We start from the raw sequence: 18,826 nt of genomic DNA on the forward strand, positions 1-18,826 counted from the left end.
CGGGCCCACGGAAGCGGTCAATGGCGTCATCGAGACCATGCGTCGCGTCGCCCGCGGCTTCCGCAACTTCGACAACTACCGGTTACGGGCTCTGCTCGCCGCAGGCGGTCATCGCCCCTGGCGGAGAACCGCTACCCACACTCAGCTGTGAAGGCCCCCTAAAATCTGGTCGGCAGGCCTCCAGTTCCCCGTAGGTCGACCGTTTCGGACGAGCCAATGGGTGCACCAGAGTGCTTGATGCCCCTATCCGGTCCAGAGGACCGCGGGTCTTCGAGCCATCAGGTTCAGAAATATCGGCGCAGGTAGGCCCTGAGTTGAGGATCGACCACATAGATGTAGGTGCCCAGAATTCCACGCGTGAGAAGAACGGTGTATATGTTCTGCACGTATCGGAGGAGATCCTCATCCGAATACGTGATCCCGAGCTTCGGGTTGTTTTCCCGGCCCTTCTTGTCGTGGTACTCGGACCGGTCGAAATAGATCCGGCGCTCGGCCGAGTCGTAGCGGAGATCCGGCCCGACGATCACACCCGCGTAGTTGAGGTCGTAGCCCTGGACGGTGTGGATCGACCCCACCTCATGGATGGATCCGGGGAAATTTATCCAGTCACGTTGCGTTGAGTTCCATCTGAGTCGTTCGCCATCCAGCTCGATGTCGAACAGCTCCTTGTTCTTCTTGCTGCGCCACGGCCATGCGTACCCGGCAACGAGACGGGACAGTCCGTGTTCCTGCTCTCGGGCCAGTATCGCGCGCCGCATCTCCCCCAGGTCGGTGAAAAATCGTAGGTCGTAGTCACCGAAGTGGTCCCGCAGCGCTGGTGGAGCGCCACTGAACACCTGACGCACGTACCCCACGTAGTCCTTGTCCGCTGAGATCCTCATCTGGGATTGGAGCGGGTAAACACGGCCCTTCTCCTGCATTTCTCGGAGAAGCTCGCCGATGACGTCTGTGGGCAGATCGGCCGGTCTGACGCTTTGACCCGCATCGAGCATCAGGATGGAATGCTTACTCTGCTTGCGAATCCAATCCAGCTGTGTGAGCTCAGGTGCATCCTCGCCGAAGAGCTTGCGGTTGATCTCCGAGAACTTCAGGTTGAGCGGTCCGGAAGCTTGATTGGCTCGCTGGTTCAGCCGATGCGCTTCGTCAACGACGAGCAGATCGAACGGTTCCTCGCTTTCCCCAACGGAGAACGGAGTGAAAACCATGTTCTTGCTGAGACCCGGGGTCGTTCCGAAAACCTTGGAAATCGACTCGCGCAGTGATTGCTGCGGAACGACCAAGCCCACACGTAGTGACTTCAACAGTTCCGCGTGCCCGAGTGTGAAGAAATCACTGAAGACGGAGTCGGTGTCCAGAGGTTCTTCCGGGTCGTGTCGCCGGATGTCCTCCAGAAGCTTCAAGAGATAGATGGCGACAACGGTTTTTCCCGTGCCGGGATTCCCCTGGACAACCACCGTATTGCCTGCGCCGTGCTCGAGATCATCGAACAGTCCTTGGAGGATGTCTTCGACAGCGAGCGCCTGGTCGTGGTTCAGTGCCTTGAACGGGGAGAGCTTGAAGAGATCACTGTTGATGATCTCGGGGAGCGAGCGATGAAACAGGTTCTCTTGCGTATGAAGTTTTTCGAAAACCTCGTTGAAGGTTTTCTGATATGTATCCCTGTTGTAGTAATCGGCATCTGTGATACCCGCGTTGTGATTCAGCACCTGCAGCTGCCCGTCACCCGAAAACATACGAATCAGGAAGGACTCGAGGTCGAGACAGACGGATTTGTTGAACGTCTCATCCAGTACGACCCGGACACACTCGAGTCGGCGCTTCTCCTCCGAGTCGATGTGCTGCTTCATCCGACCCTCGGCGTTCACGGACTCTCCCACATACACCGCAGAATTGTTGTTCATGACGTAGACAACGGGCCAATTGCGATGACGAGGATCTTCCGCGCCCCATTTATCGATTTCTTCGCGAGTGAACGGGAAGCGTGTCAAGCTAAAGCCGGTCATATCTGTCGCTCCGTCCATACGATTTTTCCACGGGGTACTTCTCGCGTGTCTTCTCCAGCTTTGCCAACACAATCGACTGCGGGTCGAGGCCCAAACGGTCCGCCAGAAGGAAGCAATAGGTCAGGACGTCTGCTAGTTCGTCCTGGGCCCCGAGAAGATCGGCATCATCCCATTGGAAGCATTCGAGAAGTTCACCCGCCTCGATACTGATGCTCTTCGCAAGGTTCTCAGGAGTATGAAATTTTCCCCAGTCCCGTTGCTCCACGAATGCCCTCACTGCACCGAGGCAAGTTTCTTCCTGCATGGGCCAAAGCTAACAGCACATCGGGGTGGCCACTCGGACCGCCCTCATGGACGCGGCCTCAAAATCGCCATGGAGGTCAAGACGGGGGCGGCGCCGTCCCACGATGGGGTGGGAGTGCGGCAGGGGGCTCGAACTCCGGGGCCGTTCGCGCAAGACGGATGACTGCGTCGTCGTTATGGGAGGACGAGGCGCCCTTTGACGGGCGGGCCGCGGGATGCACAGGCCTATCGGTTGACGGCGGACTACGCTGGGAACCCGTGCGACCATCGCGCGGGAATGGTTGCGGCCATGACGGCACGCGACCCGCGAACCAGAAGCTCGCACGCCCCGTGAAGGGGCCGGGGGGAACTCAGGAGGACGAGTGAATTCGACACGACGCGGTGGCACGGGGGACGTGGCAACCGCAACGGACGGGGCGCCGCGCAAGCGGCGACTGGTGGGGATCGATGCCGCCCGGGGGCTGGCACTGATCGGACTCATGGCCATCCACCTGCTGCCCGCGTGGAACGAACAGACCGGGGAGGCCAGCTGGTCCTGGCGGTTGTTCTCCGGGCACTCGGCGGCCCTGTTCGCGCTGTTGGCCGGAGTGGGCCTGGCGCTGGGCTCCGGCGCCCGGCAACCACGCGAGGGGCGAGCCCTGACCGCTGACCGGGTGAGTGTCCTGGTCCGCGCCCTACTGATCGTCACGGTGGGTATGACCGTCAACGCCGCAATGCCGGAGGACCCTCCCGCCTACAACATCCTGTTCTACTACGGCATGTTCTTCATCCTGGCCATCCCGTTCCTGCATGCCCGCTCCAAGACGCTGTTCATCTGGGCCGCCGGGTTCGGGATCCTCTCGCCCCTGCTGATGCAGCGCATGCTGGATGTCCTGCCGGAGTGGTGGTACTACAACCCCACCCTGCCCAATGTCCTCAGCAACCCCGCGGGCACGCTGTCTCAGCTTCTGCTGACCGGCAACTACCCGGCGCTGCCGTACATGACGTACCTGCTGGTCGGGATGGGGCTGGGCCGCTTGGATCTGCGAGCAGTGCGCACCCAGGTCCGCTTGGTGATCGTGGGCGTCGCGCTCACCGTGTTGGCCCAGCTCGTGTCCGCCGTGCTCCTCTACGGCCTCGGGGGCTACTCCGTATTGCAGGAGGCATCGCGCTTGAGCGAGTCCACGCTCGACGAGATCCTGGTGTGGGGTACCGACTCGCTACCGACCGACACCGGGTGGTGGCTGGCCATCACGACCCCGCATTCCAACACGCCGCTGGCCATTGCGACCAGCCTCGGACTGAGTCTGGCGGTGCTGGGGGTGTTCCTGCTGATCAGCCAGAAGATCGGGGACTGGCTCGTGCCGTTGTCCGCGATGGGATCGATGACCCTTACGCTGTACTCGGCGCACCTGCTGGCGCTGTCCCTCGAGCTGCATTACGACTCCCCCTACCTCTGGTACCTCGTGCACGTACTGGTGGCCGTCGTCTTCGCCGTCATCTGGCAGCGGACTCTTGGGCAGGGACCGCTCGAGCGGGTGGTCGCCTACTGCGCGAAGGGGACGCGCCGCCTCGTCGCCGGGCGGGGCGGCAATGCCACTCCTGGAAAGACCCGCAACTCCTAACTGGCGTCAACCTCATCCCGCGGTACCCGCTCTGGCGTTCAACCTATGGGAGCGGCTGCGGGCAGGGTGAGGTGGAGTGACGACATTTTGAATATTTCGAATAGTCAGTAGGGTAGAAACATGACAACCGCCCCGCTGGATCGCTCAACTGTCGCACCCACCCCGGCTCATGAGGAAGAACTGAAAGCCCTCGCGGCCTTCCTCGAGGCCACGCCCTCGGCACAGGGCCGCGGGATCCCATATCTGGTGTCTCCGACCGGAGCCACACAGCAGATCCCCGCTGAGGTCTACTCCCTGCTCACACACGTCGTGGACGCGCTTGCCAACAACCGCGGCGTCTCCGTGGTACCTACCAACGCAAAGCTGACCACCCAGCAAGCTGCTGATCATCTGGGAATTTCCCGGCCGACACTGGTCAAGCTGCTGGAGCAAGGTGATATCCCATTCACCAAGGTCGGAAGGCACCGCAGAGTCCTGCTGACTGATCTCATTGCCTACGAAGAACGTCTCGAGAAGACACGCCGCGAAGGTCTCCGACAGGCAACTCACGAGGCAGCTAACCACGGCACATACTTCGACATCCCGGCAGACCCGGCCACCCGGTAAATCCCCATGTCGTTCCCGGTGGTTCTCGATGCATGCGTATTGATTCCCATGCCTATCGCAGATCTATTACTGCGTCTGGCCACGGCCAAGCAATTCAGGCCGCTTTGGTCGGATGAGATTCTGAACGAGGTAGAGAGCAATCTGGTGAAGAAGCTTCACAAGGACCCGCACAGCGCTCGCAGACGTGTGAACGCCATGCGGGGCTTCTTCCCCGACGCTCTGGTCGAGAACTACGAGAGCCTCGTGCCTGCCATGACCAATGACCCCAAGGACAGACATGTGCTGGCGGCAGCGGTCCGTTCAAGAGCCGAGCTCATCGTGACATCCAACCAGAAGGACTTCCCGGCGACCGCCCTCAAGCCCTATGACGTTGCGGTGCGGTCTCCGGATGACTTCTTACTTGACCAGTTGGATGTGGACCCTTCAACCGTGGTCCGCATCGCCAAAGAAGTGGTGGCTGATATGCGGAATCCGAAGATCACGTGGAATGGGTACCTCGAGGGTCTCGCTCGCGTCGGCTTGCCTCTATTTGCTACGGAACTCGAAAAGCGGGCCGTAGGAGTCGGCTAGAAGCCAGTTCCAGGGGACACCCCACAATGCGGACTCCCCATCCTCATCGTCCCGGCCGTCGCTACGCCGGCGCTCGCTCCCCCACGCTCATTCCTCGAGTGCTCATGAGGGAACCCTATGCCGGACCCACTTCCCCGCCGGGCATCCCGTCACCGCAGCCAGCCGGGGCGGGCGTCACCCGTCAGCGCGGTCAGCCAGTAGTCCGGCAGCAGGTCCGCCAATCGCTTCCACACGACCGCCGTGGGATCGTCCCGGCCCGCCACCGCCGCCAGGACGTCCGGCCCATACGTCGCCAACCGTTCCCGGCACACCCCGCACGGGCTCAGCACGACGACGCTGCCATCCGCCCTGCGGTGCACACACACCGAGGCCACCACCCTGAGGTCCAACCGGTGGGCGGCACAGTACGGTTCGATCTCGTGGCACACCTCGACCGCGGCATTCGGCATGTCCGGGGCGGTTCCGGTGACTACGGTGCCGTCCTCGAGCAGCATGGCCGCCGCACCGTGCTCCGATCCGTCCGGAAACCGGGTTTCGAGTAGTGCCTTGCACTCGGTCACGACGTAGTCCAGAGCGGAAGTGTCCATGGCCGGAGCCTATCGGGGAGCGCGCCGCACGGGTCGATTGGCCAGTCGGCCAGAGTTGCCCGCGGTGCGACCACGTTCCGACGCTGGCCCGGCGGACGATCGAACCCTCGAACCGACCGAGGTGACGGTCGCACGGTGGAGCTGCAGCGGCGTCGTCTCCTCGCGGACCTGCGTGTCCACCAGGCCGCGATGCGACGTCGCGAGAGCGACACCCCGCCCACTGCCTGACATCTGAGGCACTCTCGAGCCACCGGGTGCACTTTCAGGCGCGTCGAGGCCAGGAATACCCGCTGTTCGTGGCTTCAACGTGCCTCACAGTCCGGGGGCTGGCCAGAACGTGCCTCAAAATGCGCACGTTGGTCCAAACGCGCCCCAGAGTTCGAGGACTGGCAGGGACCCGCCGCCGCCACCGTGACGCATTGCCCCACCTGACCCTCGGCGATACTGGTTAGGCATCAATCGGCCGGAAAGTGTCGTGGGTCACGCAATTGACGGTATGAATGTACCCACCGGTCGAACCAACCCCCCGCGCACCCTGCGGCGGCGTCGGGCCGGTGGGTCCATCGCATCACTCCCGTGGAGGCACCATGACACGAACCCTCAGCCGACGATCGTTGCTGGCCGCAGCGGCGTCGTTGCCCGTGATCGGGGGCCTGTCGGCCTGCGCGGGAGGCCCGCGCGCGACCGACCGCACGCATCAGCTGGTGTGGTCCACCTACGGCGTGGGCACCGGGACGTACAACGACCTCGCGGCGGTCGCGAACACCCTGACCCAGCGCACGGGACGGCAGATCCGGTTGATGACCTCGGACACCGGCATCGGGCGCCTGGCCCCGCTGATCAACGGCACGGCCCAGTACTCGCGCACCGGGGACGAGTACTACTACGCGTTCGAGGGCAATGACGAGTACTGCTCCGAGCAGTGGGGCCCGCAGGCGCTGCGCCTCGTGTGGACTCCCCCGGGCAACTACGGGGTGCTGGTGCGCAAGGACAGCGGCATCGAGACCGTGGCGGACCTCAAGGGCCGCAAGTTCCCCAAGCTGATCGCGAGCACGTCCATCAACCGCAAGATGGAGGCGATCCTCAACTACGGCGGCCTCACCGGCAAGGACGTCCAGATGGTGGACGTCACCTACAGCGGCCAGATCGAGGCGCTGAAGACCGGTCAGATCGACACCCTCTACCAGAACGTGGTGGGCGCCAACGTCTCCGAGCTGGCCTCCCAGTACCCCATCCGCTGGCTGGGCCTGGGCGGCGGCACGCCCTCCCAGTACGCCACGTGGAAGGAGCTCGCGCCGATGGTCAAACCCGGCGAGTTCTCCAAGGGTGCGGGCCTGGCCAAGGGGGAGACGGCGGTGAACATGCAGTACACCATCCCGGTGGTCGCCCGCGCGGACCGCCCCGCGGACGAGGTCGCCGCACTGGTCGCGGACATGGACCGCTACTACCCGGACTACAAGGACACCACCTCGGACGCCCACCGCTTCGGCACGAAGCAGATCCAGCTCACGCCCCTGGTGATCCCGTTCCACGACGCCATGGTGGAGTTCCTCACCAGCAAGGGCCGCTGGAGCAAGGACCTGCAGACCCGCCAGGACGCCCTGCTGGAGCGCGAGCGCCGCATGCACGAGGCCTGGCCCGCATTCTGGCAGGACCACAAGGACCGTGAGGACCCCAAGTCCGCGCGCAAGGAGTGGGTGGACTGGAAGAAGGCCAACCTTCCCGAGCTCCCGGACACCCCCGGCACCCTGCCCGGCGCCTCGTCCACCACCGCACCCTCCGGAGGCCACGCATGAGCACCCCGTACCAGACCGACGACGCCGCCGGCCCCGCCGATGCCGTGACTCCCGCTGGCACCGCTGGCCCCATCACCGCCCCCGGACCGGCCATCGACCCTCGCACCGGCGCTCCGCTCACCGCCACGCACCCGCACGGGGGCGACGACGCCGCCCAGCCCACCATGCCCTCGGACGTCTCCCTGCACGACGCGAGCCCGCGGCTGACGCCGTTCTGGCGCAGCCTGGTGATCGTGCTGACCGTGGTGGGCGTGCTGCTGACCATGAACCAGGTGTTCTTCTGGAACGTGGGCGGGGTGACCATCCCCACCAACTCGTTCCTGTACCTGCTGATCGCGGTGTTCGTGCCGATCGTGTTCATCGTGACGCCCATCCGCAAGCACGCCCCCGGTGCCGCGGCTCGGCAGCGGCGGGGCGTGCCGTGGTACGACGTGCTGCTGGTGCTGGCCGTGGTGGGCACCAGCGCGTACTTCGCGGTGCATGGCATCGAGATCCAGGAGTACGGCTGGCAGTACATGGCCCCCACCCTGGCCACCGTGCTGAGCTTCGTGTTCTGGGCCCTGATCCTGGAGACCCTGCGCCGGGCCGCCGGTCTGGTGGTGCTCGTGATCGCGTTCCTGTTCTCCGTGTACCCGCTGTTCGCGGGGATCATCCCGCTGTCCTTCCTGCAGGGCATCTCCTACGACCTGCCCACCCTGGCCCAGGTGCACACCATGGGCGTGGACAGCGTGCTGGGCCTGCCCCTGCAGACCGCGGGCACCATCCTGGTGGGCTTCCTGCTGTTCGGCGTGGTGCTGCAGCACACCGGCGGTGCGGACTTCTTCCACGAGCTGTCCATGGCCGTGTTCGGCCGCTACCGCGGTGGCTCCGCCAAGGTGGCCGTGGCGAGCTCCGCGGCCATGGGCATGATGAGCGGCTCGGCGGTGTCCAACGTGCTGACCACGGGACCCATGACCATCCCGGCCATGAAGCGCTCCGGGTTCAGCGCCCGGGTGGCCGGGGCCGTGGAGGCCACCGCCTCCTCCGGCGGCTCCATCACTCCGCCCATCATGGGCACCGCGGCGTTCCTCATGGTCTCCTTCGTGGGCGTGCCGTACACGAGCATCCTGGTGGCGGCCACCATCCCCGCGATCCTCTACTATCTGGGCATCTTCCTGCAGATCGACGGCTACGCCGCCCAGCGCGGCCTGCGCGGCACGCCCAAGAACCTGCTGCCACGAGCCCGCCACGCCCTGGCCATGGGCTGGCCCTACCTGGGCGCCCTGGCCGTGCTCACGGTGCTGCTGTTCACCACGGACTCCGAGGCGCAGGTGCCGTACTGGGTGGTGGCCATCCTGCTACTGATCGCCCTGGTCAAGCCCAGCGTGACGTTCGGCCCCCGCCAGTGGGTGGACATGGGCGTGGACGTGGGCAAGACGCTGGCGCAGATCGTGGGGATCATCGCGGGCGTGGGCCTGATCCTGGGTGGGCTGACCGCCACGGGCGTGGCCCTGTCCCTCTCGCGTGACCTGGTGGCCCTGGTGGGCGACAACGTGGTGCTCATCCTGATCGCCGGCGCCGTGGTGTGCTTCATCCTGGGCATGGGCCTGACCATCTCCGCCGCGTACGTGTTCCTGGCCATCGTGATGGTCCCGGCCGTCACGGCCCTGGGCGTGGACCCGATCGCCGCGCACCTATTCGTCATCTACTGGGCCTCGGTCTCCTACATCACCCCGCCCGTGGGGCTCGCGGCCTTCGCGGCGGCGGGCATCTCCAAGGCCTCCCCCATGGCCACGTGCTTCTCCGCCATGAAGCTCGGCGCGGTGAAGTACGTGGTGCCGTTCGGCTTCGCGCTCAACCCCGCACTGGTGGCCCAGGGCGAGCCCGTGCACATCGGGCTGGCCTTCCTTTTCAGTCTCGTGGCGGTCTACGCGATCGCCGCGGCCATGGGCGGCTGGCTCACATTCGTGGAGCGGCAGCTGCCCATGGACCTTCGTGTGGTTCTCGCCGTGGGCGGATTCATGATGTTCTTGCCTGGGGCCCCGGTCACGCTCGTCGGTCTGGCACTGGTGGTCGCGGCCGCGGTGCTCGCGCGCCTGCGCCGGCCGCGCGCCGTCGTCGACCCCGAGACCGGGCAGATCACCAGGGTGCCGGAGGGAGCCGAGGTTCCCGACGCCGCCCGCGGCACGCACGGCGCGCACGACACCGGCGGTGCCCCCGCGGGTGCGCACGCCCCGCATGAGAACACGAAGGAGAACGCACCATGAGCGCAGAGAACACCGACGTCCTGACCGTGGACGTCACGGACGGGATCGCCCTGGTCACCGTGAACCGGCCGGAGGTGCGCAACGCGATCAACGCGACCGTGCTGCGAGCCATCACCGAGACCCTCTCGCAGCTGGCCGAGAACGACGACGTGCAGGTGCTGATCTTCACCGGCGCTGGGGACAAGGCGTTCGTGGCGGGCGCGGACATCAACGAGCTCGCCGTACGCACGCCCAAGGACGGGCTGAAGGCCACCATGCAGGGCGTGTACGAGAAGGTGGAGCAGTTCCCCAAGCCCACCATTGCAGCGGTGAACGGCTACGCGTTCGGCGGCGGCCACGAGCTCGCCCTGGCATGCGACATCCGCGTGGCCTCCACGAACGCGCAGTTCGCGCTGCCCGAGACCGGGCTGGGCATCATGCCCGCCGCGGGCGGCACGCAGCGCCTGGCCAAGCTCGTGGGCCTGGGCCGGGCCACCGAGATCGTGCTCACCGGGCGACGTGTGAAGGCGGACGAGGCCCTGGACATGGGGCTGGTGACCGAGGTGGTGGAGCCGGACGAGCTGCTGGTTACCGCCCGCGAGACGGCGCAGGCCATCATGGCCAAGGGCCCGCTGGCCATCCAGCTGGCCAAGACCGTGATCCGCCACGGCTTCGACGTGGACCACCAAACCGGGATCCTGTTGGAACGCCTGGCCCAGTCCGTGCTCTACAGCAGCGCCGAGAAGGCCGAGGGAACCACCGCGTTCCTGGAGAAGCGGACCCCCGATTTCCACAGTGCAGCACAGAAGGACGTGAGCAAGTGAGCGAGAACCCCCTGAAGGAGATCCAGCACATCACCGTGATCGGTGCCGGGGCCATGGGCTCCCAGATCGCCATGGTCTGCGCCCTCGCCGGGTACGACACGGACGTGGTGGACATCAAGCAGGAGGCCGTGGACAAGGCCTCCGAGCAGCTGCACTCCCGCATGGACCGTGACGTCAGCAAGGGCCGGCGCACCCAGCAGGACGTGGACGCCGCGTTCGAGCGCCTGACGTTCTCCACGGACCGGGACGCGTGCGCCGCGCAGGCGGACTTCGTGATCGAGGCCGCTGTGGAGGACCTGACCATCAAGCGTCAGGTCTTCGCGGAGCTGGACGCGGTGTGCCCCGAGCACACCATCCTGGCCACCAACTCCTCGAACATCGTGTCCTCGCGCGTGGCGGACGCCACCCACCGCCCGGAGAAGGTGTGCAACGTGCACTTCTTCAACCCCGCGCTGGTGATGAAGTGCGTGGAGGTGGTCCCCCACGAGGGCACCTCCCGTGAGACCGTGGAGACCGCCATGGAGCTGGCCCGCTCGATCGGCAAGGCCGCCGTGGAGCTCAAGAAGGAGGTTCCGGGCTTCGTGGCCAACCGCCTGCTCGGCGCCCTGCGCACGGAGGCGCTGAAGCTCTACGAGGACGGGGTGGCGGACTACAAGGACATCGACGTGGCCGCCAAGACTGCCCTGAACCACCCCATGGGCCCCTTCGAGCTCATGGACATGGTGGGCATCGACGTGGTCTACCTGATCCGGCTGGCCGAGTACGAGCAGACCGGTGACCCCGCGTCCCTGCCAGCCGAGTCCATCACGGCGAAGTACGAGGCCGGTGACTACGGCCGAAAGACCGGCCACGGCTGGTACGACTACGAGTAGGACCCGCTAGGTTCCGGGGACCTCTGCGGCCTGGCCGCGGGGGTCCCCGTAGAGGTTCTGGGCCAGGCGCACCACGGCACACAGCGCGGGGTTGGGGTCCGCCGCGCGCCACATGAGCTGCACGTCCAGGGGGCGCTGCGGCTGGGCGAGGGGCCGGAACACCACGCCGTCCGAGGCGACGTTGTCCCGCACGGTGTCGAGGCTCAGGGCGCAGCCGATCTGGGCGGCCACGAGCACCACCAGGGTCCACGAGTCCGGCGCCACCTGGGCCACGCGTGGCACGAAGCCCGCCGCTGTGGCGAGGGAGGTCAGCCGGTTCTGCAGTGCGGCCCCCGGACCCGAGGGCAGGATCACCCAGGACTCCTCGGCCAGCTGTGACATCTCCACCCGGGGCGCGTCTGCCAGCGGGTGGTTGCTGGGCAGCACCACCATGACCTCCTCGTGGCCCAGCACGGACGAGCGCAGCTCCGAGGGGATGAAATCCCACCGCCCCATGGCCACGTCCAGGGAGCCGCCCAGCACCTTCTGCATGGCGGTGTGGGAGAACTGCGAGCCGTGCAGCTCCAGGTGTACCCCGGGGCGGTGGGTGCGCACGTGGCGGGCCAGCTCCCCCACCTGCCGGTTGATGGACGCTCCCGCGAACCCGAGGCGCACGCGCCCGGTCTCTCCGGTCATGGACTTGGCCACCGCGGTGCGGGCCTGTTCCGAGGCCGCCACCAGCTCGCGCGCGGGCTCCAGGAGGGCCGCCCCGGCCGGGGTGAGCGAGACCTGCCGAGTGCTGCGCTCGAACAGCTGAGCGCCCAGGGACTTCTCGATGCTCTTGATGAGCCGGCTCAGGGGTGGCTGCGCGATCCGCAGGTTGGCGGCGGCGCGTCCGAAGTGCAGTTCCTCGGCAACCGCCAGGAACGCCTTGGCTTCGTGGACTTCCATGGGCGGAGCCTACGTGATTGTTGCCACACGCGCATCAGTCCACCGCTCTTCTTGTATTGGACAGAACCTAATGACGGTGATTGTGTGGGGTGAAACACATTCCCCGTCCCAGTGGAGCGTTCATGTCCCTCACCCAGGATCCTGCGACCTCCGGGCCGCTCAGCGGAGTGGTCGTCGCGGACTTCTCCCGCGTGCTCGCGGGGCCTTACTGCACCATGCTGCTCGCGGACATGGGCGCCACCGTGGTCAAGGTGGAGAGCCCCACCGGGGACGACACCCGCGGGTACAAGCCGCCTAGCCGGGACGGGGTGGGCACCTACTACCTCTCCGTGAACCGCAACAAGCACTCCATCGTGCTGGACCTGCGCGATCCGGCGGACCTGGAGACCGCCTACGAGATCATCGACGCCGCGGACGTGTTCATAGAGAACTTCAAGCCCGGCGGGCTGGCCCGCTACGGGTTGGATCCCGAGGCCGTGGCCGAGCGGTGGCCCGGGCTCATCCACACGAGCATCACCGGATTCGGCACGGACCGCGGCGCACACCTGCCGGGCTACGACCTGCTGGTCCAGGGCGTCTCGGGCTTCATGTCCGTGACCGGCTCCGCGGACGGCCCACCCCAGCGGGCGGGCGTGGCGATGTTCGACGTCCTCACCGGGCTGCACGCCGCAGTGGCCATCCTGGGCGCCCTGCACGAGCGGGACGTCTCCGGCAGGGGCCAGCACATCCATCTGGATCTGCTCTCCTGCGCGCTGTCCTCCCTGGTCAACCAGACCACGGGCTACGCGGCGTGCGGCAACGACCCCCAGCGCATGGGCAACGACCACCCCAGTCTGTTCCCGTACGGACCGTTCCCCACCGCGGACAAGGACCTCATCATCACGGTGGGCAACAACCCCCAGTTCCGGCGTTTCGTCACGGTGCTGGGCCTGCCCGAGCTCGCGGAGGACCCGCGCTTCGACACCGTGGAGAACCGCAACCAACACCGTGAGGAGCTGCGCCCGCTGCTCAACAAGGCGCTGTCCTCGGACACCGCCGAGGTGTGGGCGTCCCGGTTGCAGGCGGAGGGCCTGCCGTGCGCCCCCATCCTCACCATCCCCGAGGGCGTGGAGTACGCGACCTCCCTGGGCCTGGACCCCGTGGTGCAGGTGGGCGAGGGCGATGAGGCCGTGCCCCTGATCAAGAACCCCGTGACCTTCAGTCGCACCCCGGTGCGCTACGACAAGGCCCCGCCCGCCCTCGGTGCGGACGGCACCGATGTCATGGCCTGGCTGCGTTCCCGTCGCGCCGCCCACGACGACGCCCCCGCACCGGACCGCACGGCCGTCGGTGCAGTGCCCACCGCCGCGCACGACGGCGCCGCCGGTTCCCCGGGCGCGGCCCCGAACCGCGCGTAGCCCCTCCCCACACCAGAATCTCGCGCCGCAGCGAGGCGGAGCCCCGCCTCCCGGCCACCGAAAGGACCCGTGATGAGCGAACTGCTCGAGAACCCCGACTTCTTCCTGCTGGACCAGGAACTCTCCGCCGAGGAGATCGCCCTGCGCGACCGCGTGCGCGCCTACGGCCAGGAGCACGTGCTGCCCGCGATCAACGCGTTCTGGGAGCGCGGCGAGCACCCCCTCCCCGCGTTCAAGGGCCTCGCCGACCTGGGGGTCGTGGGAACGTTCATCGAGGGCTACGGCTGCCCCGGACTCTCCCGCCAGGCCGCCGGGCTGGTAGCCCGTGAGATGGGCCGGATCGACGGCTCCGTGAACACGTTCTTCGGCGTGCACTCCAACCTGTGCATGGGCAGCATCTACATGCTGGGCAATGAGGAGCAGCGCCAGCGGTGGCTGCCCACCATGGCGAAGATCGAGACGACCGGTGCGTTCGCGCTCACCGAGCCCACCCACGGCTCGGACTCGGTGTCCCTGGAGACCTCCGCGCGCCGGGACGGGGACCACTGGGTGCTCAACGGGCACAAGCGGTGGATCGGCAACGGCCACGCCGCGGACGTGATCGTGCTCTATGCCCGGGACGAGGCGGACGGACAGGTCAAATGCTTCGTGGTGGAGAAACAGGAGGACGGCGAGTACCCGCAGGGCTACCTCCCCACCGTGATCGACGGCAAGATCGGCAAGCGCGCCATCAACCAGGCGGACATCGTGATCGAGAACCTGCGGATCCCCGAGGAGAACCGGCTGGAGAACTGCCACAGCTTCAAGGACGTCAACAAGGTGCTCAAGGCCACCCGCGGCGGTGCCTCGTGGGAGGCCGTGGGGCACGGCATGGCGGCGTTCGAGATCGCCGCGAACTACGCCCTGGAGCGTGAACAGTTCGGGATGCCGATCGCCAGCTACCAGCTGGTGCAGGAGCGGCTGGCCACCATGCTCTCGGACCTGACCTCCATGCAGCTGCTGTGCACCCGCATGGCGCAGTTGCAGGAGCGCGACCAACTCACGGACGCCATGGCCTCCATGGTCAAGATGACCACTTCCCGCAAAGCCCTGGCCATGTGCCGCACCGCCCGGGACATGCTGGGCGGCAACGGGCTGTTGCTGGAGTACCACATCGGCCGTCACCTCACCGACATGGAAGTGGTCTCCACGTACGAGGGCACCGACTCGATGCAGGCGCTCATCGTGGGCCGGGAGATCACCCGGATCTCGTCCTTCACGCGCACGCGCAGCTGACGGGTCCGGGCTGGTGGGTACGCCGTAAGGGTTCGTGAGTTCTGTTCCGGGCCTCGCCGCGAGAAGATGATGGGCATGGTTAACCGCGTAGGTAGTCAGTCCTTTGCGACGAGCAGTACCGCTTCGACCTCATTCGTGGGACGTCGCAGGGAACTGAAGGAAGCGCGGGCCACGGTGTCCCGCTCGCGGTTGACGACCCTCACGGGTCCCGGAGGCGTGGGCAAAACCCGCCTGGGGATGGAAGTCGGTCAGCGCTTGCAGACCCATTTCCGCGACGGTGCGTGGATGGTGGATCTGGGATCCCTCAACCCCGGTGCCCCCATCAGCCCGATAGTCGCCTCCGCCCTGGCCATTCAAGACCAGTCGAATCGCGGGGCGCTGGAACGAGTGACGGACTACCTGCAGGACAAGGAGTTGTTGCTGTTCCTCGACAACTGTGAACACGTGCTGTCCGGGGCCGGGGAGTTGGTGGACCGTGTCCTGGCCACGGCCCCGGGGGTGAGGATCCTCACCACCAGCCGTGAGCCCCTGAGCATGGCCGGCGAGGCGATCTATCCCGTGCCTCCCTTGGCGACACCCTCCGTGGAGGACGACCATGCGGTTCAGGACCTTGAACGCTTCGAATCGATTGCCTTGTTCGTGGACCGTGCACGGAACGTGGTGGGTGACTTCACGATCACTCCCGAGAACCAGAGGGCCGTGATCGAGTTGTGCACGCGCCTCGACGGCATGCCACTGGCCATCGAATTCGCCGTTGCGCGGTTGCAGAGCATGTCCGTGACCCAGTTGCTCGATCGCCTGGACCAGCGCTTCCGATTGTTGAGCCGCGGGTCTCGCACTGCTCAGCCCCGGCACCGGACACTCCAAGCGTTGATCGACTGGAGTTACGAGCTCTGCACCCCGGAGGAGCAGGTGCTGTGGCAACGGCTGTCAGTCTTTCCCAGCAGTTTCGATCTGGAAGCCGCCGAGGAGATCTGCAGTTTCGATGGTCTCGTCCCGGATCTCGTTCTGGACTTGTTGGATCGCCTCGTGGCCAAGTCCATCCTGCTCACCGAACGCAACGGGGAGGCAGTGCGCTACCGCCAGCTCATGACCGTGCGTGAATACGGCGCCGACCGACTGAACGACGGCGCGGCCACTGAGCTGCGCCGTCGTCACCGGGATTGCTTTCTTCGCCGGGCGGAAACCATGGTCGAACAGTGGTCTACTCCGCGCCAGGGTGAGTTCATCCTGCGCGCTCGCACGGAACGCCCCAATTCCATGGCGGCATTGCAGTGGTCCGTAGCCACCCCCGGTGAGATCAACGCTGCTGCACGCCTGGCGGTGGCGTTGCGTCACCACTGGGTGTCGGACGGTTACCTCAGCGAAGGACGTTTCTGGCTCGACCGTGTCCTGGGCGAGTACGACGACGCCCCGGAACGACACGAACGAGGATCCGCGTTGTGGGTGGTCGCCTGGGTCAGCCTGATGCACTGGCGCCCCGGATCGAGAGGTCCGAGGCGCCAGTGTCAGCCGGTCAGCGCGTGAAGAAACGCTGGTGCGGCTGGGACTCAGACGGTGATCATTGCCACGGAGCGCACCGAAGGAAATACGCCTGAGAGGAACTCCTCGATCTCCGCCGTGTCCCCCAGCGGGAAGATGCCGGCCACGTACTGGTCGGGGCGAACCACTACCACCGCACCGTCCGCGCTGATACCGCGCTCCTCGAAGATGTCGTGTCCCTCCAACGTGCCAAACACCTTCTCCATGTCCGTCAGTCGGAACGTGCCGGTTTTGGGCTTGAACGCCTCCGGCACGTCCGAGACATCGAATTCGGTGTGCCGCTGGCGGTGGATCAACTTGGTGTCGAACAGATCGGGAGACAGCGATCCTTCAGCCCAGTGGGCCCAATCCTGGAGGGTCTGGGAAACTCCCGGAGCTGCGTCGTCAGCGAAAACGTAGACACGCCACCGACCGTCCGCGAAGTGATCGTGCCCGATGTGCATGGGCACCAGATCGCACACACGGCCCGCCATGGCGGACTTGAAACGCCTACCGAGCGGGTATCCCTCAGCGAGTTCCTGGTGCTTGGTGTCCGCCGTGATCATCGATGGCTCGTACTCGGTGAGGTAGCCCGCGTTGAACTCGGCGTTCTTCGTGTAGAAATCCTCCAGTTCGTTGGGGTTCTCGAACTGGTCACTCGGCTGCGCCATGAGGGTGGACCATGCCTTGTCGAACTCGATCAGACGATGGGCGATGTCCTTGCGCTCCTCCGCGTAGGTGCGCAGCAGTTCCACGGGGCTGTTTCCGGAGAGCACGTGGCCCAGTTTCCACCCCAGGTTGAACCCGTCCTGCATGGACACGTTCATACCCTGCCCCGCCTTGGCCGAGTGCGTGTGGCACGCATCCCCGGTGATGAACACGCGGGGGTCCTGGCTGGAGGTCTTCTCCGAGGCGCGGTCATCGAAATGGTCGGAAACGCGGTGACCCACCTCGTAGATCGAGTGCCACACCACGTTCTTCACATCCAGCTTGTACGGGCTCATGATCTGCTGCGCAGTGGCGATCACGTCCTCGAGTGGAGTCTCCCGCACGGAGCGATCACCCTCCGCCACTTCACCCAGATCCACGTAGAGCCGGAAGAGGAACCCGCCCTCGCGCGGGATGAGCAGGATGGTGCGACCGGTCGAGGACTTGATGGTGCACTTCTTGCGAACGTCCGGGAAGTTGGTGTCCGCGTAGATGTCCATCACGCCCCACACATGGTTGGCCTGCTTGCCATGCAGTCGATACCCCAGGGACTTGCGCACATTGCTCCGAGCGCCGTCCGCCCCCACCACATACTTGGTACGCACCTAAAGCTCTTGGCCCTCGTCGGGTCCGGCCGTGCGGCGCAGGGTCACCGTGATCGGGTATTCGCGGTTCTCTTCCTCGGGGGCGACTTCCATGTCCACGAATTCGTAGCCGTAATCCGGTTCCATCCGAGTGGGCGCGTTCTTCATGAACCGATTGAAATGATCGATGATGCGCACCTGGGTGATCAGCATCATGGGCCATTCGCTGAATTCTTCCGGCAATTCGCGGGTGCTCATCTCGCGAATGATACGTTCCGGGTCCTGGGGATCAGGCTTCCAGAACGCCATGTCCGTGATGGTGTGCGCTTCCTCGTAGATCTCATGGGCGAAGCCGAACGCCTGGAACGTCTCCATGGTCCGGGAGTGCACGCCATCCGCATTGGCCAATGGCAATCGGTGTCCCCGGCGTTCGATCAACCTGGTGTTGACCTCTGGGAACCGGGACAGCTGTGCTGCGGTGATCGACCCGGCGGGACCGCACCCCACGATCAGCACGTCCATGGTGTCGGGCAACTCGGCGGGACGATCCACCCCCGAGCCCTGAGCGGGCATAGTCATGGGATCGCCGGTTTGATAGCCATCTACATGAAAATGCATGATATCTCCTTGGAGGAATGGAATGACATTCTGTGTTTTGTCTCACACGATATGGATCTCACTCGGTACCTCACAAGCAGTTCAGCCGCTACAGAAAACATCCGCCTCAAAAACTGGATCGGCTAGCATGAAATTGGCGTTGTCGTAAGGCTAAGACTACGCAATTCGGCCCTTCCCAAATGAGTGTGGGTAAGGGCCCAAGCGGGGTGCGTGTCACGGGGGTCGGGTAGGGGTCGAGGCCTCCAGGATGGGGGTGCTGAATCCAACCGTCCTCGAAGGCCTCGATGTGTCCCATGCTATGTGCGCGCCGGCGTGCGCGCTCTTCGACCTGCCCGATGTCCACGTGCTCACGATCGAGCGGCACCGCTCCTCGTTCACCCTGGTGGTCGAGACCGTGCCGTCA

The 18,826-nt window shown here is 65.6% G+C and carries 15 protein-coding genes and 1 pseudogene; 11 read left to right on the top strand and 5 right to left on the bottom strand.

Annotation, left to right across the window (positions count from 1 at the left end; genetic code table 11):
* Positions 1-151, top strand: a 151-nt coding sequence (locus RF650_RS13085) for a transposase (RefSeq protein ID WP_368814157.1), incomplete at its 5' end; no start/stop codon positions are given.
* 133 nt (positions 152-284) lie between these two features.
* Here the strand turns inward: RF650_RS13085 and RF650_RS13090 are convergent.
* Both RF650_RS13090 and RF650_RS13095 read right to left on the bottom strand, forming a co-directional pair.
* Entirely contained in the window at positions 285-2,003 is a 1,719-nt protein-coding gene (locus RF650_RS13090; protein WP_368815139.1) for a DNA/RNA helicase domain-containing protein, read from the bottom strand.
* Entirely contained in the window at positions 1,990-2,307 is a 318-nt protein-coding gene (locus tag RF650_RS13095; protein WP_368815140.1) for a nucleotide pyrophosphohydrolase, read from the bottom strand. The genes RF650_RS13090 and RF650_RS13095 overlap by 14 nt, the downstream gene beginning before the upstream one ends.
* Positions 2,308-2,668: 361 nt before the next feature.
* Here RF650_RS13095 and RF650_RS13100 point away from each other — a divergent pair, with 361 nt between their 5' ends.
* The 3 genes from RF650_RS13100 to RF650_RS13110 all read left to right on the top strand — a co-directional run bounded on the left by RF650_RS13100 (position 2,669) and on the right by RF650_RS13110 (position 5,086).
* On the top strand, positions 2,669-3,910 hold the full coding sequence (locus tag RF650_RS13100; protein WP_368815141.1) for a heparan-alpha-glucosaminide N-acetyltransferase domain-containing protein: 1,242 nt from the start codon (positions 2,669-2,671) through the stop codon (positions 3,908-3,910).
* A 120-nt stretch (positions 3,911-4,030) separates the two neighbouring features.
* Positions 4,031-4,516: a helix-turn-helix domain-containing protein gene (locus RF650_RS13105; RefSeq protein WP_144940753.1), complete on the top strand. Its 486-nt coding sequence runs from the start codon at positions 4,031-4,033 to the stop codon at positions 4,514-4,516.
* 6 nt (positions 4,517-4,522) lie between these two features.
* The gene (locus tag RF650_RS13110; RefSeq protein ID WP_368815142.1) at positions 4,523-5,086 is read left to right on the top strand and encodes a PIN domain-containing protein; all 564 of its coding nucleotides are present in this window, start codon (positions 4,523-4,525) and stop codon (positions 5,084-5,086) included.
* 149 nt (positions 5,087-5,235) lie between these two features.
* On the opposite strand, the gene RF650_RS13115 is transcribed toward RF650_RS13110, so the two are convergent.
* Complete coding sequence (locus tag RF650_RS13115) at positions 5,236-5,673, bottom strand: cytidine deaminase (protein ID WP_131332404.1); 438 nt, start codon at positions 5,671-5,673, stop codon at positions 5,236-5,238.
* A gap of 587 nt (positions 5,674-6,260) precedes the next feature.
* Between RF650_RS13115 and RF650_RS13120 the strand changes: the two genes are divergently transcribed.
* From RF650_RS13120 to RF650_RS13135, 4 genes are read left to right on the top strand one after another with little or no spacing between them, the layout of a single operon-like run.
* Positions 6,261-7,469 carry a TAXI family TRAP transporter solute-binding subunit gene (locus tag RF650_RS13120; protein ID WP_368815143.1) on the top strand — a complete coding sequence of 403 codons (1,209 nt, stop codon included), beginning with the start codon at positions 6,261-6,263 and terminating at the stop codon, positions 7,467-7,469.
* Entirely contained in the window at positions 7,466-9,715 is a 2,250-nt protein-coding gene (locus tag RF650_RS13125; protein WP_368815144.1) for a TRAP transporter permease, read from the top strand. Before RF650_RS13120 ends, RF650_RS13125 begins: the two co-directional genes overlap by 4 nt.
* Positions 9,712-10,518, top strand: coding sequence for an enoyl-CoA hydratase/isomerase family protein (locus tag RF650_RS13130; protein WP_064846671.1), 807 nt, complete (start codon positions 9,712-9,714; stop codon positions 10,516-10,518). The genes RF650_RS13125 and RF650_RS13130 overlap by 4 nt, the downstream gene beginning before the upstream one ends.
* Entirely contained in the window at positions 10,515-11,390 is an 876-nt protein-coding gene (locus RF650_RS13135; protein ID WP_368815145.1) for a 3-hydroxyacyl-CoA dehydrogenase family protein, read from the top strand. Before RF650_RS13130 ends, RF650_RS13135 begins: the two co-directional genes overlap by 4 nt.
* Positions 11,391-11,396: 6 nt before the next feature.
* Here RF650_RS13135 and RF650_RS13140 read toward each other — a convergent pair whose 3' ends face one another.
* Positions 11,397-12,320 carry a LysR family transcriptional regulator gene (locus RF650_RS13140; protein ID WP_131332399.1) on the bottom strand — a complete coding sequence of 308 codons (924 nt, stop codon included), beginning with the start codon at positions 12,318-12,320 and terminating at the stop codon, positions 11,397-11,399.
* A gap of 122 nt (positions 12,321-12,442) precedes the next feature.
* On the opposite strand from RF650_RS13140, the gene RF650_RS13145 reads away from it, so the two are divergent.
* The 3 genes from RF650_RS13145 to RF650_RS13155 all read left to right on the top strand — a co-directional run bounded on the left by RF650_RS13145 (position 12,443) and on the right by RF650_RS13155 (position 16,519).
* Positions 12,443-13,717 (top strand): CaiB/BaiF CoA-transferase family protein, encoded by a 1,275-nt coding sequence (locus tag RF650_RS13145; protein WP_131332398.1) that lies wholly within the window; start codon positions 12,443-12,445, stop codon positions 13,715-13,717.
* Positions 13,718-13,789: 72 nt separating this feature from the next.
* Positions 13,790-14,992: an acyl-CoA dehydrogenase family protein gene (locus tag RF650_RS13150; RefSeq protein ID WP_131332397.1), complete on the top strand. Its 1,203-nt coding sequence runs from the start codon at positions 13,790-13,792 to the stop codon at positions 14,990-14,992.
* A gap of 135 nt (positions 14,993-15,127) precedes the next feature.
* Complete coding sequence (locus RF650_RS13155) at positions 15,128-16,519, top strand: hypothetical protein (protein ID WP_368815146.1); 1,392 nt, start codon at positions 15,128-15,130, stop codon at positions 16,517-16,519.
* Positions 16,520-16,542: 23 nt separating this feature from the next.
* On the opposite strand, the pseudogene RF650_RS13160 reads toward RF650_RS13155, so the two are convergent.
* A pseudogene (locus tag RF650_RS13160) lies at positions 16,543-18,423 on the bottom strand (FAD-dependent monooxygenase).
* Between the last annotated feature and the right edge of the window lie 403 nt (positions 18,424-18,826).

Origin of the sequence: Kocuria sp. CPCC 205297 (genome assembly GCF_040981035.1) — a bacterium.
In the GTDB taxonomy this organism is placed as follows: Bacteria; Actinomycetota; Actinomycetes; order Actinomycetales; family Micrococcaceae; genus Kocuria; species Kocuria marina.